General features: G+C 61.9%; 15 protein-coding genes. 9 read left to right on the top strand and 6 right to left on the bottom strand.

Going from position 1 to position 15,919, the window contains the following annotated elements:
• Positions 1–47: 47 nt before the first annotated feature.
• The 9 genes from B7P44_RS35445 to B7P44_RS35405 are packed head-to-tail and all read left to right on the top strand — an operon-like array spanning position 48 to position 9,670.
• Complete coding sequence (locus B7P44_RS35445; protein ID WP_231716881.1) at positions 48–389, top strand: lytic transglycosylase domain-containing protein; 342 nt, start codon at positions 48–50, stop codon at positions 387–389.
• Positions 390–391: 2 nt separating this feature from the next.
• Positions 392–937 (top strand): toxin co-regulated pilus biosynthesis Q family protein, encoded by a 546-nt coding sequence (locus B7P44_RS35440; RefSeq protein ID WP_084910893.1) that lies wholly within the window; start codon positions 392–394, stop codon positions 935–937.
• A gap of 5 nt (positions 938–942) precedes the next feature.
• On the top strand, positions 943–2,547 hold the full coding sequence (locus B7P44_RS35435) for a type II secretory pathway protein (protein ID WP_084910891.1): 1,605 nt from the start codon (positions 943–945) through the stop codon (positions 2,545–2,547).
• Positions 2,548–2,551: 4 nt separating this feature from the next.
• On the top strand, positions 2,552–3,883 hold the full coding sequence (locus tag B7P44_RS35430) for a type IV pilus inner membrane component PilO (protein WP_084910889.1): 1,332 nt from the start codon (positions 2,552–2,554) through the stop codon (positions 3,881–3,883).
• Positions 3,870–4,454: a hypothetical protein gene (locus B7P44_RS35425; RefSeq protein WP_084910886.1), complete on the top strand. Its 585-nt coding sequence runs from the start codon at positions 3,870–3,872 to the stop codon at positions 4,452–4,454. Before B7P44_RS35430 ends, B7P44_RS35425 begins: the two co-directional genes overlap by 14 nt.
• Positions 4,451–6,712, top strand: a complete 2,262-nt coding sequence (locus B7P44_RS35420; protein WP_084910884.1) for an ATPase, T2SS/T4P/T4SS family — start codon at positions 4,451–4,453, stop codon at positions 6,710–6,712. Before B7P44_RS35425 ends, B7P44_RS35420 begins: the two co-directional genes overlap by 4 nt.
• Positions 6,712–7,842 carry a type II secretion system protein gene (locus tag B7P44_RS35415; RefSeq protein ID WP_407924056.1) on the top strand — a complete coding sequence of 377 codons (1,131 nt, stop codon included), beginning with the start codon at positions 6,712–6,714 and terminating at the stop codon, positions 7,840–7,842. The genes B7P44_RS35420 and B7P44_RS35415 overlap by 1 nt, the downstream gene beginning before the upstream one ends.
• 10 nt (positions 7,843–7,852) lie before the next feature.
• Positions 7,853–8,446: a hypothetical protein gene (locus B7P44_RS35410; protein WP_084911023.1), complete on the top strand. Its 594-nt coding sequence runs from the start codon at positions 7,853–7,855 to the stop codon at positions 8,444–8,446.
• A 9-nt stretch (positions 8,447–8,455) separates the two neighbouring features.
• On the top strand, positions 8,456–9,670 hold the full coding sequence (locus B7P44_RS35405; protein ID WP_084910880.1) for a hypothetical protein: 1,215 nt from the start codon (positions 8,456–8,458) through the stop codon (positions 9,668–9,670).
• 739 nt (positions 9,671–10,409) lie between these two features.
• Here the strand turns inward: B7P44_RS35405 and B7P44_RS35395 are convergent.
• The 6 genes from B7P44_RS35395 to B7P44_RS35370 form a co-directional block, all read right to left on the bottom strand.
• Positions 10,410–11,459 carry a CAP domain-containing protein gene (locus B7P44_RS35395; RefSeq protein WP_084910876.1) on the bottom strand — a complete coding sequence of 350 codons (1,050 nt, stop codon included), beginning with the start codon at positions 11,457–11,459 and terminating at the stop codon, positions 10,410–10,412.
• Between the two features lie 221 nt (positions 11,460–11,680).
• On the bottom strand, positions 11,681–12,046 hold the full coding sequence (locus B7P44_RS35390) for a hypothetical protein (RefSeq protein WP_084910874.1): 366 nt from the start codon (positions 12,044–12,046) through the stop codon (positions 11,681–11,683).
• Between the two features lie 7 nt (positions 12,047–12,053).
• On the bottom strand, positions 12,054–12,251 hold the full coding sequence (locus B7P44_RS35385; RefSeq protein WP_084910872.1) for a hypothetical protein: 198 nt from the start codon (positions 12,249–12,251) through the stop codon (positions 12,054–12,056).
• A complete protein-coding gene (locus B7P44_RS35380; protein WP_084910870.1) occupies positions 12,238–13,440 on the bottom strand; it encodes a FlhC family transcriptional regulator in 1,203 nt (400 codons plus the stop codon). The genes B7P44_RS35385 and B7P44_RS35380 overlap by 14 nt, the downstream gene beginning before the upstream one ends.
• 49 nt (positions 13,441–13,489) lie before the next feature.
• Positions 13,490–14,722, bottom strand: coding sequence for a coiled-coil domain-containing protein (locus B7P44_RS35375; protein WP_084910868.1), 1,233 nt, complete (start codon positions 14,720–14,722; stop codon positions 13,490–13,492).
• A gap of 228 nt (positions 14,723–14,950) precedes the next feature.
• Positions 14,951–15,520, bottom strand: a complete 570-nt coding sequence (locus tag B7P44_RS35370; RefSeq protein ID WP_231716889.1) for a nuclease-related domain-containing protein — start codon at positions 15,518–15,520, stop codon at positions 14,951–14,953.
• Between the last annotated feature and the right edge of the window lie 399 nt (positions 15,521–15,919).

Below are 15,919 nucleotides of genomic sequence, written 5' to 3'. Positions count from 1 at the left end.
TCGGCGTCGCGATAGCGGGTCGCGCCGACTGCATTGACGACGCGGCAATGTACCACCAGCTGAATCCTCGGCTGCTGCGTGCGATCGCCCAGCACGAATCGGGTATGCGTCCCGATGCGATCAATCGCAATTCCAACGGCAGCGAGGACATCGGCCTGATGCAGATCAATTCGTCCTGGCTGCCGAAGCTCGCGCAGTACGGGATCCGTCGCGAAAACCTGTTCAACGGGTGCGTGAGCGCGTACGTCGGCGCGTGGATTCTCGCGTCGAACATCAAGCAATTCGGGCCGAACTGGAAGGCGGTCGGTGCGTACAACGCGGTCACCCCTTCAAAGCAGCTCGTCTACGCGAGCGCGATCTATCGCCGCCTTATGCAACAGGGCCATTAATCATGCAGATCACCACCCGAACCCGCGCGCTGGTGCGCGTCCTCGCTGCCGTGTCCCTCTTCGCAACGGCCGTTCATGTTCGTGCGGCAGTTGATCCTGACGGTTGGCAGCTTCTTACCGCGGCGCCGAAAGCTACGGCTCAGCCATCGGCAGTGAGCGGCTCGCCGGACGCAACGCCAGCTGTCGCTGCGCCGGCAGCCAACGCCTTTTCGAGTCAGGCGTCGAACGCGACCGATGTTGCCGCGGTCGTGCTGCCTGGAGCGGGAGCGCCGCGGTCTCCCAGCACGCTGACCTTTTCGGTTACGCCGCAGGACGTCAACCTGCGCGATGCGCTCGATCGCTGGCTGCAGCAACAGGGCTGGCAACTGGCCTGGAAGATTGATGACGACCTGCCGCTCGAGTTCAACGCAGCGTTCTCGGGAGACTTCACGTCTGTCCTCGAGCAGGTCATGAAGGCCACGAACCACATGCGCACGCCCACGCGCGCGTGCCGACACACCAACAACGTCATCCGCGTGATCGCGCGCGCGGGCAACTGCCAGGACTGAGAACCATGCGCATGCACCTTTTGAAATCCGCCGTGGCGATCGGGGCCGCTCTGCTGGCCGCCGGCTGTGCGGTGACGCAGCAGGACGTGAATGACAGTTACGATGCCGCGCATCGCGTGATCAGCGACGCACTGGCGAAGGGCCCGGCGTCGATGGCGCTCGTCGAGGACGTGCCGACTGCCTTCCTTGGTGACAGACTCGTCCCACTTGCGTACGAGGCAACGCTGCCCGCCGTGTTCCGCGAGAAGGCCGTTACGCTTCCGGCGAACCTTGGAATAAAGCAAATCGCGACGCTGGTTTCGACGGCCACTGGCTATCCGGTGCATCTGAGCCCGGACGTGTTCGTGTCGCGTGACTCGCTCGTGCCTGGCCAAGGTGACGGGAAGACCCAAAGCAGCGGCGCGAAGACGGAAGAACCCGTCTACCGCCAAGCCTTTACCGGCAAGGTCGGCCTCTACATGAAGAGCATGACGTCCGATCTCGGTCTCGACTGGTCGTTCGACGGCGGCACGATCAACGTGTCCCGGTTTGTGACGCGGATGTACCAGATCGCTGCGATCCCGGGCAAGGTGTCGATCAAATCGACGATGAGCAAGGGTATGGACACGTCGACGGGCAATCAGTCCAACGGCGGCTCGGGCGGCGGGTCCGGCGGCAACACCGGTTCGTTCTCTGCGCAGACCTCGACAGGGCGGGAGGGCGATTTCGACCAGATCGCGGCCATTACCGCGGAAATCGAAAAGCTGCGCTCGCCGATGGGTCGTGTCAGCGTGAACCCGCAGAGTCGACTCGTGATGGTGCGCGACACGAAGGAAGCGGCGGACAACATCGGCAAGCTGTTGCAGCGCGAGAACGCCATATCGACGCGCCAGGTCGCGATCACGGTACGCACGATCCAGATCGCGCTGAATAACGGCAGCCAGGCGGGCATGAATGCGGACGTTGTGTTTCAGTCGATGCATGCAGGCCTCGCGCGCTACGCGATCAGCTTCATGTCGCCGACGTCGATCGCGACGGGCGGCGGCTCCGTCGGGGTCTCGGTGTTGCGCCCGGACGCGCCGTTCTCCGGTACAAACGCAGTGGTCAATGCGCTCAACAAGTACGGCCGAACCGTGCAGGACAATACGTTAACCAAAATGACGCTGAACGGGCTGCCCGTGTCGGTCGCCTCGTTCCAGAGCGACGACTACCTGCGCTCGACGGCGCCGTCAGCCGGCACCCTCAACTCGACATCGGGTGGCGTACCGGGCCTGACGCCGGGCACGATCACGACCGGTGATTTCGTGAACGTACTGCCGGCGGTCAACGACCACAATCAAATCGTTCTCGCGTACTGGGCGGATAGCTCGAAGCTGAACGGGCCCTTCACGAGCGCTGGTGTCGGATCCGGCCAGACGCAGCAACAGATCCAGCTGGCGCACACTATCGGCACCAAGGACGACCAGACGATCGCGTTGTCGGACGGGCAGACGGTCGTTCTGTATGGAGCGATGACAGACCACGCGGACAGCACGACGAATTCTGGCATCGGCGGGTTTACCGGGGCCTGGAACAAGTCGAAGACGTTCCAGATCATCATGCTGAAGGCGACGGTCGTTCCGTCGATGTGACGCAATGATGCACATTACGGAACCCCTGCCGACTGACAAACGCGCGCGGCTCGTCTTCGGCCTCGACTGGCGGGCCTACCCCGTCAAGGGCGGGCGCGCCGACCGGCGCCGCTACGCCGACGCTTTTGATGCGACCCATTTCGTCGAGTACAAGGTCGGAACGGAGCTGATCGGCGGCTTCGCCATGCCCGAGCCAGCCGACGTCAAGGGCGCGCGGCTGTATTCGGGAGCCGCGCGAATTGCGCTGCACGATCGAATCAAGTCCAGGCCTGCGGCGCTGGTGCTGCTGCAGGACGGCGTACGCGTGCACGCAGTGTTCGTGGTGCGCGGTGCGGTCCGAAGCGACGAGGTGTTGTCCCCCGAAACCGCACAGGCGCGCCGGCTCGAGATTGAACAGGAATGCCTGCGCAGCAATCTGCCGCTGGCGACGCTGGGCGTCGGCGACCAGGTGAGCGACGTCGACGAACCTTTTCAAGCGAGCGAGCTGCTCGCGAACCGGAAAGCCGGGCGGATCGCGAAGGTTCCGGTTGCGATTCCGACGGCGCTTCCGGTGCTCGCTATCGTGGGCACAACCGTCTTCGGCGGTCTGAAGCTGATGGACGTTTTGTCACCGCCGCCGCCGCCTCCACACGTGCCGACTTACGCCGAGCGTTATGCCGAAGCCGTACGCGGCACGTTCTCACACGCATTGCCGCGTGCATCGGCGCTTGCGCCCGCCTTGCTCGTGGCCGTGGGTGGCAGTGAAACAGTGCGCAAAGGGTGGATTTTCAGGGAGGCGGATTGTCCGTCGTCTGGCTATTGCACGATGACCTTTCGGCGGCAAGGCGGCACGTTCGAGGATTTTGACGGGGCGGCGACACCGGCGATGCGACCAGTGACGTTTTCGCGGGACGGGCGCACGTCCACTGCGCGCGGGCCGGCGGTTCCCAAGGTGCACATGCTGTCGCCCGAGGAGTCGTCCCAATGGCCGTCGGAACAGGCCTTCATCGAGATGCTGCAAACGCCGCCGCAGCGCATGTCGTCGCATCCGTTCGATCTCCGCGCATACGGTTACACCGTAACGCTCGGCGAAGCCCGCCCGCTCCTTGTTGATGCCCCTGCCGGCGGACAGGGCGGTCACGGCGGCCGCTTGATCAAGCAGGGCGACTGGGCGATCGAGGGCTTTCGCTGGCAAGCCCCGCTGCTCGCGAAGCTTCCGCCCAACATGACGCTCGAATCACTGAAAGTCGAACTCCGTCTCAACGATGCGGTTGGGGCGACGACGAACAGCGAAACAGGCGACTCGCCGTATGGCGTCCATTTCACCGCGAAAGGCAAATTCTATGTTTACGATTAAGCACGCACTCGTCGTTGCGGGTGTAGGGGTCGCCGTGACCGCCCACGCGGACCCGGCAGCGCCTCGCCTGTCGATCGACGATATCGACCAGATTGCGCGAGCCAACGTCGTGCGTCAGCTGTCCGGAGGCGCACCGGGCGCTTCGGCACTCCCACCAAACGCTGGCGGCATGACGACGCTGCAACCTGGTATTTCGGCAAGCGGCCCTGCCGTCCCAGGGACCCCGAAACCGGCGGATAAGCCGGCGCGCGCCCCTCGAGCCAGCGCAGAGCCCGTGTCGTTTCTGGGCGCGTATCGCGACGAGACCGGTTCGTACGTTCTGTACGCGTATCGAGATGCGATCTATCCGGCGCACGTTGGCACGACCTTGCTCAATGGCTGGGTCGTCAAGAATGTGGACGGCTACACCGTGACGGTCGCCGAAGGCGGCAGCACCCGAAAGGAGCCGATTCGTGGTGTTGCGCCGGTCCCGTCCGCAGCGACGACCGCGATTCGATCACTGATCGATCTTAATTCTCCGTTGCCGGGAGGAGGGCCGCTGCCCGGTACGCCGATCGGGAGGGCGCAATGAGCATGTTCGCAGATCACGAAGTTCCGGAGAAGGCCAAGCGCGGCCTTTTTGGACGGCTCAAAGCATTGAAGGCCGGCTTTATCGAGCCGTCCGCCGGCGCAATGCCGATCGTCGGCAAGCCACCCGCTGATATCGATGAACCAGCGTCGCCGTTCGAGCCGCAGGAGCCGCGGTTCAGGTCGACCAGCAAGCCGAAGAACCCGCGTCAGGCGATGGAAGGTCAGCCGATGACGATGGGTATGCTGTTGCGAATGGCGGAGGCGGACGTCGAAGACGTCGTCGTTGTCGACGATGCGCCGTTTGCACCGGTACGAGAAGACCGCCACGCGCATGCGGCTTCTGATCCGGGCAGCGCCGATGTCGTTGCAACGCCGGTGACGGGTGCCGACCAACCGCAATCAAGGGGCGAGGGCGATGATATGCGCACGCTCACGAACCGAGAAGATGCGGATGAGGTGATGGACCCCGTGGCAGAGCGGCCGACGGGCGACGTGCGTGTAGACGACGCGACTGAGGCGTGCCCGACGTCCGAGGCTGACGAGCCCCCCACGATTCGCCGTGTCGGCCCGGATCTCGTCGAGCCGCCAGCCATGGAGGTCGGCATCGGTCTGCCGAAATTGGTTTCGGCTGAAGCACTCCAGTTCAAGCGGATCTTGTGCCAGCGCGATCCGAATGCCGCGCTTCGAATCACCGACGCGGCGCGCCGCGAGTTCATCGCCGTCGAGCTGCAGGCCGGGATCTCGATCGTCGTGACGACGCAGCGCTTTCACGAGAGCCAGCTGTACGCCACATATCTGAAGGATCTCGGGCGTGCGGACATTGCCGTTCACGAAGAAATGGTCGCGGACGAAGACGTCATCGCTGCGCTTTACGACAAGGAGAAACAGCGGGCGGCCAACGTGGTTCCCGAATCGTCCCGCGCTATCGGCACCTTTCGCGATGTGCTGGAGGCAGCGCATGCCTACGGCGCCACCGACGCGCACTGGGAGTACCGCGATTACGTGGACGAGGTCGAGCTGCGGCTGCGCGTCGACGGCGACCTCTATTCGTACCGCAAGATGCCGAAGGCGCTGGTGCGCCGCGCGCTATCCGCGGCGTATCAGGATCTGGTCCAACGCAATACCAACTCGGGCGAGACGTTTCAGCCGACCGCGCCGCAGTCCGCGATGATCCCGCTGGTCGCCCACATGGATATCGTAAATATTCGCTGGCAGAGTGCGCCAACCGTCGGCGGTTTCGACGTCGCGCTGCGACTGCTCGACGGCAACTTCAAGAACTACAAGGTGCTGCTCCCGGAGGAAATGGGCCTGGAGCCGAGCCAACTGGCGATCATCGAGACGCTCGGCAAAGTCAGCGGCGGGGCGACCTTCCTGACAGGGGAAACGGGTTCCGGCAAGACGACGCTCTTGCGCGCACTGTCGTACCTGCTCCCCGACCGGGACCGGAAGAAGCAGTTTGCAGTCAACGAGCCGTCCGAAATACCCGCGCCGTGGTTGTCTGATATTTCGATCCAGAGGCGGCCCGGGGAGACCGAGGAAGACGCAAACCGGAAGATCGTGGAAGTGATTCGCACGCTGATGCGGATGGACCCCGACGACCTGACGATCGGCGAAGTGCGCGATGCGGTGCTCGCTGGCCTGGTCGCCGAACTCGCGCTGACCGGTCACCCGGTTCGGGCCACGCTGCACGGGGACAACATCATCGGTGCGGTGATGCGGCTGGTGGGCGGTCGCCTCAAGCTGCCGATGGACGAAGTCGCGTCCGGGAAATTTCTGAACGCCGTCGGCAACCAGAAGCTCATTCCGAAGTTGTGTCCGCACTGCAAGCGGCCGGCACGCGACGTGTTGTCGCCGCAGCAACTCGCCACTCTCGAGAAGAAGTTCGGTCTCGACACGTCGAAGATGGCTTGCCGCGACGAAGAGGGGTGCCAGCATTGCCGCCGACCGGGCCTGCTTACCCGTTCGGGCAAGGTGGCAGCCGGGATCAAGGGACAAACGCTCGCAATGGAACTGTACCAGCCGACGCCTGAATTCCTCGATCGCGTCGCGGCGCGCGACTGGCGCGGAGCGGAACACGTGTGGCGGACGAGCCGCAAGTCCGAGTTTGGCAACCCGGACATGACAGGCAAGACGGTTTATGAGCACGCGCTGTACAAGGCTGCGTGTGGGGTTATTGATCCGCGGTACATCGACGAATCGATGAGCGCGTTTGACCTGTATCGCGTGTTTCCGGAGGCGGGTGGGGGGCTGCCGTCGTGATGAAGTCGCTCATTTACTCAGCCTCCATGATGTTGCCGGCAAACGAACGCATGCGCGTCGCGACCTGGCGCTTTCGCGCTATGCGCGAAATGTTCTATCGCGAGACCCGCCTCGACGTCGCGAAGAAAGGGCTGCGCAACAGTGAAACGTTACTCGAGCGACTGACGACGCTGGAGCAGCGGCATCGCTCCCGCAAGAACATGGCGTGGCTAGCTTTCCAGAAGATCGCACAGCGCATGCGTGCCGGGGACGATTTCGCGGTCGCGATCAAACCGTTTGTACCAAATGACGAGTTCACGCTGCTGGAGTTGGCAGGACAGTCGCCGCGTGACGATGCGGCGGTACGGGGCCTCGAGCTTGCGGAGATGGCTGCACACGCAAAGGGCGTGTTGTCCGGCACGACGTCGATGCAGATGGCTTACCCGGCCTTCCTGCTCGTCTATCTGTACGGCTTCCTCGTGCTATTCGGCGCCGAGATCCTGCCGGCGACGCTCGACGTGAAACCACTGGAGAAATGGTCCGCGTTCGGCCAGTTCGTTTATGCGGTCGACACGTTTTGCGCAGAGTACTGGTGGCTGACGGGTTCGATCGTTGCGGCGTTGGTGACAGCGTACTTTCACACGCTCAAACGATGGACCGGTGAACTGCGCAACCGAGTCGACGCGATGCCGCTGATGTGGCGCAATCGCCGCGATCTGCGCGCTGCGCTGCTGATTGTGTCGTTGGCGGGATTGTTTGATTCAAACATGCCGTTGCGCGCAGCGCTGAACAAATTGACGAAATCTGCCGATCCGTGGATGCGATGGCACCTCCACCGCATGAACGCGCGACTGACGGCGAACCCAGACCAACCGATGCGCGCGCTCGATACCGGGATCTTCTCGGAACGCACGATCGACATCATGACCGACGCCGCCGGGCGCGATCAGTTCGTCGAGTCCATCAAGGATCTCGGGCAGAACTCGCTGACCCGCGTTGTCGAGGCCGTTCGGCGCAACGCGAAAGTGACCCATTACGTGCTCCTCGCGGGGGCGGCGCTGATGTTCCTGACACTTGGCGTGGGGTCGTACTTCGCAACCGGTGCTGTCGCGTTTGACGGTGCCTCTACCTCTATCAATCAGAAATTCTAGGAGTCGAATGATGAAGCAAACCAGCAAGAAACCGATGAGTCGGCCGCGTTTTGTCGGGAAAGGGCTCCGTCGACAAAAGGGGGAGCTGTCGCTGGTCGAGGCCGCAGCCGTCATGGCTGCTGCTGCGTTGATCACGCTCGTCGCGTATATGGGGCGCGGCTACATCATGGATCGCGTCCACGCTTTCCAGTTCAAGAGCGAGGCGCAGTATTTCCGCAGTGGGATTCAGGACGCTACGTCGGGCGATGTCGATTTCGCCAGTGTGTCCATGCTGTCGCTGACCCAGAACCACGCGTTCGATTCCGCGGGCCGCCGTCTCAGTACCACGACCGGTGCGTTGACCGGGCTCTTCGGTGGCCCCGTGACCGCAGCAGCAGCCACGGTGACCGCGTCTAACGACGCCGTGGCAGTCACCTATCCGGTTCCTTCGACAGTCTGCACGCTCTCGGCGGACGCGATCGCGTCCGCCTACACGATGGTCAAGGTGAACAACACGACCATCTCGGGGCCGGGTACGACGTACAGCTCGAGCGCGTCAGCCAGCGCCTGCGCGTCGGCGGGCGCAACAGCGAGCGTCGTGATGTACGCGACCCACGACCATTGAGGACAGGCGATGCTCAGCATCATCGAAACGACGATTGTGCTCGTCGCCATGGCCTTCTTGACGTTACAGGGCATCAAGGATGACGTGGCGAAGCGCCGGCGCGAGGTGCTGACTGCCGAAGGGAAGAACGAAGCGGTCATCAATGCTGCCCTGGCGAACTGGGTGACCGACAACTATGGCAACTTGGTCGCTCAACTGGTTGCGCCCGGGCCGACGGCCGTTACGCCGCCGACGTTGGCACAACTGCAGTCCTCCGGCTACCTGAAGGCAAATTACGCGGCGGGTCCGTTCTGGGGCGGCACGTACACGGTCCAAATGAGTGTCGGGCCGGCTGGCTGTTCGACCAGTGCGAGCGGATGTCGTGTCAGCTATCTCCTGTACCCGTCGAAGCCGGTGACGAGGGATGGGCAGCCGGATGTCGCGGGCGCGGGTATCGTCGCGCAGGCCGCCGGCAACGGATTCGGCTTCTCGAAGGCACAGAACTCGGCGACGGTTTTCGGGCTAAACGGCGCGTGGAACGCGGCCAATCCCGTACCCGGCGCGCCGGCAGCGGTCGTGATGGCGACGAACGGGCCAACGACGGACGGCAATTCCGTCTATATCCGGCGCGACGGTTCGCTGACCTGGACGGGCGACCAGAACGCCAACGGCGTCAGCATCAACAACCTGAAGAACCTGACGGCGACCGGCAACGTACAGGGTGCGCAACTGCTCTCGAGCACCAACGGAAACGTTTCTCGGATCGCGAACGACGGGTCCGGAAACACGAACGTCTATCAGAGCGGTTCGCTACAGGTACTCAAGGACGGGACCTCGACTTACGCGCCCTTGCATTCGGGTGACGTGATTTCAGAAGGCGTAGTGCGGCCGGGAGCCGTTGCTGTGCCGAGAACCTGGTGCCCAATCAACGGTGATGGTGCTCAGAATACCGACGGCCGCGGGCAATGGCTGTCCTGCCAGGACCACGTGTGGTTGCCGATCGGGGGCACAGCGCTTCGCTACAACTACTATGTCGTGCAAAACGGTTGGGGGGTGCCGGCCCCGTCTTGCTCGGCGGGTGGAACCCCGCAAATTGTCGTGAACCTGCAGAACGTCTATGTCGACACAACCGCGACGGTGAACGTCACGACGTCTGGATCAGGACCGTGGACCGTATGGATTACGGATGGAAGTGATAGCGGTATCGCCGGTTCGGCTGTCGCCGAGACCTACTGCGCGTTTTAGCGGAGAGAAAGAATGACAATTATGCCGCGAGTGCTTTTTGCGCTCGCTGTTTGGCTGGCCTTAGTGGCCCGGGCTGACGCAGCGCCAGTCCGTTGCTCTTACGGGTACCAGGATTCTTCGTGCACGACACCGATCCAGAATGCACCGATTCCCCAGCCGCAGTGCCAGTCCGGGGCGGGCTGGACAACAGTTTCAGCGGCAGTCTGGCAGGGATCGCGTTGGAGTGCACCGCAATGCAATTATCAGGCACCCCCTGCTTGTCCGAGTGGTTACGATATGGTCTTACCGTCCTCGTGGAGCGGTTCCAGTTGGACCCAGCCAACCTGCACTCCGCATGTAACCCCGCAGCCGTCTGCGACGCCACTTTCGCAATGCAGGGCGCTGTATTTCGCGAATCCTGCGCCGTACCCGAGCTTTACGCCTTCCAAATTCGTCACGTACTCGAATGATATGTGGGCATGGGGATCCGTCTCCATGAGTACGGACCTTGGTTCAACCCTCGTTGATCACGATGACGTTTTCGGTGATGTCATCAGCCCGAATGGAACCCGGGCGGTTATAGCGATGGGGCATTCAGGAGTTTGGCCGGTGGAGTTTGGATGCGTAATCGATAATAACCTTCATGTCATCGGTTACGGATGGAGTCGCCTCCCGACTGCGCCCTGGGGGCTATGACGATATCGAGATGTCGAAAACGACCTGCCGAACGGATTGCTCGGCAGGTCAATGACGCTTCACGTCAGCCGACGACATTCCCAGTCGTGAACGAGAAGGTCCGGGAGAACGAGGTGCCGTTCACCGTGCCCGTAACTGATACGCTGTAGGTGGTATTAGGCGACAACGGCGAGGTCGGATATGCAATCGCCTGATACTTGCCGAGTAGCTTGTTCGGATCGGTGTTCGCATTGAGAATTTGAATTGCAACAGCACCGGACGGTCCAGTCATGGATGCGGATTGCAGCGTGATTGAGTCGGAGAGGTTACCCATCACGACGATCGGAGTGCCCGAGCCAGACGACGATACGTTCGGAGGAGCCGGAATTTCACCAACCTCGCGATACGGGACACCGGTCACGCCATCACATGGGAACGTTTTCGGTCCGTTTTGAATCGTCTGCGCGCTTGTGCTGTACAGACTGATCGACTGCCAAGATTCCGTATAGGTGTAGGAGCCCGAACTGGCCTGAGTTTCATACTCGCCGAAACCCGCGTTATCGACCGGGAATGCAGCAACGACGGCGTGGTATGCGCCACCTAGCAGCGAATAGACGAACTGTTGCCCAGCAAGGGCCGCATTGAAGTTGCTCGTGAATACGGCGTTCCCGGCTCCGCTAGCTCCGACTCCAATAGGGCCATTCGGAAAACCCACCGCGGTCGCCCGATCAACATAGCTGGCTCCCGTGTAACCTTGATTTCCGGCCAGCTCCGAATCTGTCACCGCGCCATTGAGCCCAATGTATTTTGCGTGATTCTGGGCGGCTTGATCGAGCACGGTGTTCTGCTTGAGGGCAGGGAAGCCGCACTGTTGACGGTACTGGTTCAGCAAATTGAATGCGGCAAGTTGCGCGCTCTGTGTGCTGTATTGAGGGCTACCGACCGTACCGGGCACGGCAGGCGGCGTCGAGCCGCCGCCGGACGATCCGGAGTTCCCGCCCGAGGAGCCAGAATTGCTGCTCGGCGCACCGTTGGAACTGCCACTACCGTCACCACCGCCTCCGCCGCATGCTGCGAGCGCCAGAACCGTCGCTACCGAAAGGGCAGAAAGGCTGATGGTCGTGATCTTCTTCATTGTTGGTCCTCATTTTGTTGTCGGGTGCGCACCTTGCGAACCCTTGATTCCATCCTACGGACGCGGCGGCGAAGTCAAGTTCGCGTGGCCGACGGCCCACTTTTCAAAATGGCTTGGGCGAGCCAAAAAACCGCCAATTCTAAATTACGGCCCGATTTCATCAGACTTAATGGGGTTCTGGCAAAAAATCCCGCCATAGGGCGGGAATCAAGTTTTGGCGCTCATCTGGCTCGTCGTCGCTTCCAGTGAAATACCCGCAACCCGACGAAAGCCACGCCCAACAGCACGGTCGACTTGTACGGAATCGCCGAAGACACGGCAGGGACGACTTGCGCACCGACGTACATGCACGTGAGTGCGACCAGCACCTTGCCGAACCACGGCCTGACCAGCAGTCCGAGCATCGGTGGCGGCTGACTGCCAGCCCACGCGGGGTAGGCTTCGTTGATCTGCTCGAGCTCGAACGACTCGGCCTGCGTTTCGCGCTGCGACTGGTAGAACCGTTCGTATCGCTCGAATCGGCCGTCGCCACGGCCGTCGAGCCAGGCGGCATTGCTTTCGGCGACGAGGTAGGCGAGGTCGTCCATAGGGCGCCTAGTGAACGTAGACCGCCGCCCACGGCATCGCCGCTCGGACGTCGACGATGACTTGCCCGTCGGCCTCCGAGTAGTACTGCTCAGTCTCGGCGTCGTACCACGCGAACTGCGGCCTGCGATCGCCGTTGATCACGATCAGGCTCGCCGGCAGGTCGGGGAGGGCATCGGAGTCGGGGCGATCGTTACTGTTCCTCATTGCGCGCCCTCGCTTTGCCGCCGCGGCGTTTCGCGCCAAGCTGCCCCGTGCAGGCCGGACAGTCGAAGCTATGGTGCATCTCGATTTTCGTCTCGTTATTGCTGACGATGTATTCAGTTCGGCAGGTCCGGCACGGTGCAATTGTGAGTCGGTTGTCTGCTGCCATCGCGCGAGTCAGGTTGCAGCCGCGGTCGACGGAGATCGAGTGCTGGCCGCCGAAGATCTGCTGGTAGACGTCGTTGGTGGCGATCAGGGCTTGCGGTGCGTTGGCGCCGGACGCCAGCGCGGCGCGGTAGAGCCACGTGAAGATCGTTCCGTGGAGGCGATTGGTCGGCGTCTCGACGAACCAGTTGAGCGAGTTCGGCGTGTTGCCGCACGGCGAGCTGGTGCCGTGCATCTCGACATACCGCTGGCGCATCGCGTTCTGATTCAGCCGGAACAGGCTGGCGGCCGTCGATGCGCGGCAGCCATATGCCATCAGGGCGTGGGCGTACGTCTCGTTCTTGTCGCGCGGCAGGCGCAGTTCGCTCCAACCGGCCTTGCCGGGTGCGCTGTTCATTCGGATTGGCGAGGTCGCCATGATCTGGTGCGCGACCATCTCGTCGCTCAAATCGCTGGCGGTGAACTGGTACCAAAACGTCGTCGAGTTGAAGCGCCACCGGAACAGCGGCAGACCGTTCATTCGACCGAGAGCAATTCTCAGTCTGTAGGTCGGTACCGACGCAAGGTAGGCGGCTACCTCGGTCGTGATCCCGAGGAGCGGGGCAGCAAGCACGCTCAGGTGAATGACGCTCGTGACCAGATCGAGGAAGACGCGGTTGTGGTGCTCAACCGAGAACTTCGCGAGCGCGTCCAGCGGGGGAAGTTTGCGAAACAGCTGATCGACCGCGACGGTTGTGGGGGTATCGTCGACGAAGCAGCGCCAGTCCTCCACCGACTCGAGGGTTGGAGCGACCATTAAAAATGGCGTGCGCAAGAGGTTTCGCAACGACGCCTCGTTGTGCTTGACGTGGTCGATCTCTTTGCGCTCGACGGCCAGAATGTCGTTGAAGGCGCCATCCATCTCAAGCAGCCATTTCATCTGGTCGACGAGGTCGAAGTTTGTCACCTGGATGCGCTCGGTTAGCCAGTGTGGTACGTATAGTCGCTCGATCGACCGGTAGGTCTCGCGCGAGTTTTTCTTGTCCATTTTTCTATCTCTCTTCTACTGCACAACAATGTTGCTCGGCCCGCCAAATTCAGGCCCTTAAGGCCGCCGCCACCTCGCCATGGAACTTGCCGATCAGGTCGCTGAATGCCTGAAACAGCGGTTTGAAGCGGGCCGGATTTCCGTCAGCGGTCGCGAGCAACTGCGCGCTGTGGTAGTCCTGGACGAACGAGCTGAAGGTGTCGATCAGCCCGCGGATTTTCTTTTCGAGCACCTCGCTCGCTTCGATCGACGCACGGTGCTCCTGCACGCGGGCCTCAAGCTCTGAAAGTTGTGCTTGAGCCTGCTCAAGCTGGGCGCTGGCTGCATCGAACTCGGCGAGCTTTGCCGACATCGCTTCCTGCAGGGTCGTGTAGGACTCCGGCAGCGTCGGCACCGGGACTTCGGTCTTCAACGGGTTCGCTTTCAGCTTGACGATTTCGGCGGTGAGCTGCTCGACTTCGCGTTCCCTGTTCGCGATCGTGTGCTGCAGTGTGCTCACCTGCTTGCCGGTCGAGGCGAGTGAGACCTGAGTTTCCTGCGCCTTCACTTTCTCTCGGGCTTGTTCCTGTCGCACGTTTGAAAGTTCGGCGGAAAGGCGGTCGATCTCCCTTTGTGCGTCGTCCAGCCGTCCGACGGTGGCGGTCAACTGGGAGGTCGCCTCCTCGATGCTGTTGTCCTTTCCCGCGATCTGATCCTTCAGTGACGCGATGAGGCGTGTGACTTCGCTCTTGCTGAGGTCGGGGTTCTCGCGCTTTGCCTCGATCACCTTCTCGACAACTTCATCGCTGATGTGGTTGTGGACGAGCAGAGACATGTCGCTGATCGTCAGCATTTCGACCGCGCCAATATTGTTCGAGAATTTGTTGTAGCACCGGATGTACAAGCTGACCGATGACTTCGATTTGCGGAAGAGCTTGGTGAGAAAGGCGTAGACGAGCTCGGCGGCGTGGTTCCGGACCTTCCGACTATCCCCTTGCGTACTGACGAAATGCCCGATCACGGAGGCATGGATGTGCGCAAAGTTGCCGCCAATCCGCATATGTTCCTGCAGGATCTTGCGAGTCGAATGCGCGACCTCCTCGCTCTCATGGATGATGATCCGAACCAGGTTTTCGGGCAGATCGGCGAACACCTCGCGCGCAGTGGCACTGAGTTCGAGCTTGTCGGGGACGTGCGCAAACGTGGCCGGCAGGTCGAGTTCGTCGATATCTGACGCGGGATTGTCGGGGACGGTGGGGTTGAAGGTTTCGTCGTCTACAGACTTCGACGTTTTCTTGGACAAAGCGCTCTCCAGTAAAAGGGGCCTTCCCTGGCACGGGTTAGGCAGCAAGTCGGGTTGGGCGGGGCCGTCCGACGGAAGCGAGACTTGGGGGGGTGTGCACCAGCTTACGCGGCGCTTTTTCGAATCAGGGGCCGAAAGCTGCACGAAACAATGTGCCTTTCGCGGAATGACGCCCGCCGTCAATCTGAAACTAAATGTTACAGATTGTAAGAAAAGGTAAACTGCCGGTCATATGTTTACGGTTGAATTTCCCGCAACTTTATGGCGGTGTGCGGATAGCGCCGATCCGGTTGGGTCGTCCACGCTGAGACGACGCACGACACCCCAGGCTGCCGGGACGTTGATGCTCGGATTCCCGGATTTCGCATGCCGATCCCGTTGGGTTCGCAACCAGTAGCCGAGGTCGCGGAGGGTGACCAGGGCGAGGGGCAGGTCAGCGGAAAGGGTACATGCGTCGTGAGCAAAGACGCCGAGGCCTTGTACGTCCCACGTAGCCGGGAGCGTGCCACGCAGGAAGGCGACCTTCGCGCGGTTCTGGCTGATCGGCGAGCGGCGCTCCTCCACCTTGCCGCCGGGCAGGTGGCAAACAAGGAGATCGGGGGTCCGGCCGGGCAGGATCGAGCCGGCCCAGTTCTTGGTCTCGATCACGAAGATGCCGAACGGCGTGACGACGAGGTGATCGACCTCGGCGGTCGGAAACTCGGTGCCCGGCGCGTGAAGCAACAACAGCGCCGTGGGATGCACATAGAAGTCGCTACCGCAGAGCTGGGACAGAATGCGGCGCAGTTCGTCGTTCACGCGCGCCTCGCCTTCGTTGCCCGATGCTTGACTCCGTGTTACCGCTGGCGTCGATATGCGACGCGGGTGGGGTTTCGCGTACTGCTTGTACAGTGCCCAAGCACCGCAAAGAAGAATGATCGTCAAGACCATGTGGATGCGCCTCGTTTGTTGAAGTGACGCGTCCAGTTTGCCGCCGAATTTTCGAAGTCAAGTTTCGGAGAAAGCTATACGATTTTCTGGAGCATTCTCGGTTTAGTCCCTCAACCGGTTGCGTTCGAGCGATGGGGCCAAAGCTGTACCCGATTGGCGAGCATTCCACGCGGACCGCGCTTCGGCGCGGCTTACTCTACCTCTATCACGCGTTCCTGACGCATCGACATTCCTGAGCCAACTGGCTCTGCCACCTCGCGGCCTGCC

The organism is Burkholderia ubonensis subsp. mesacidophila, assembly GCF_002097715.1.
GTDB classification, from domain to species: Bacteria; Pseudomonadota; Gammaproteobacteria; order Burkholderiales; family Burkholderiaceae; genus Burkholderia; species Burkholderia mesacidophila.
Note: the sequence above shows the minus strand (reverse complement) of the source record. Positions and strands in the feature narration are given on the sequence as shown.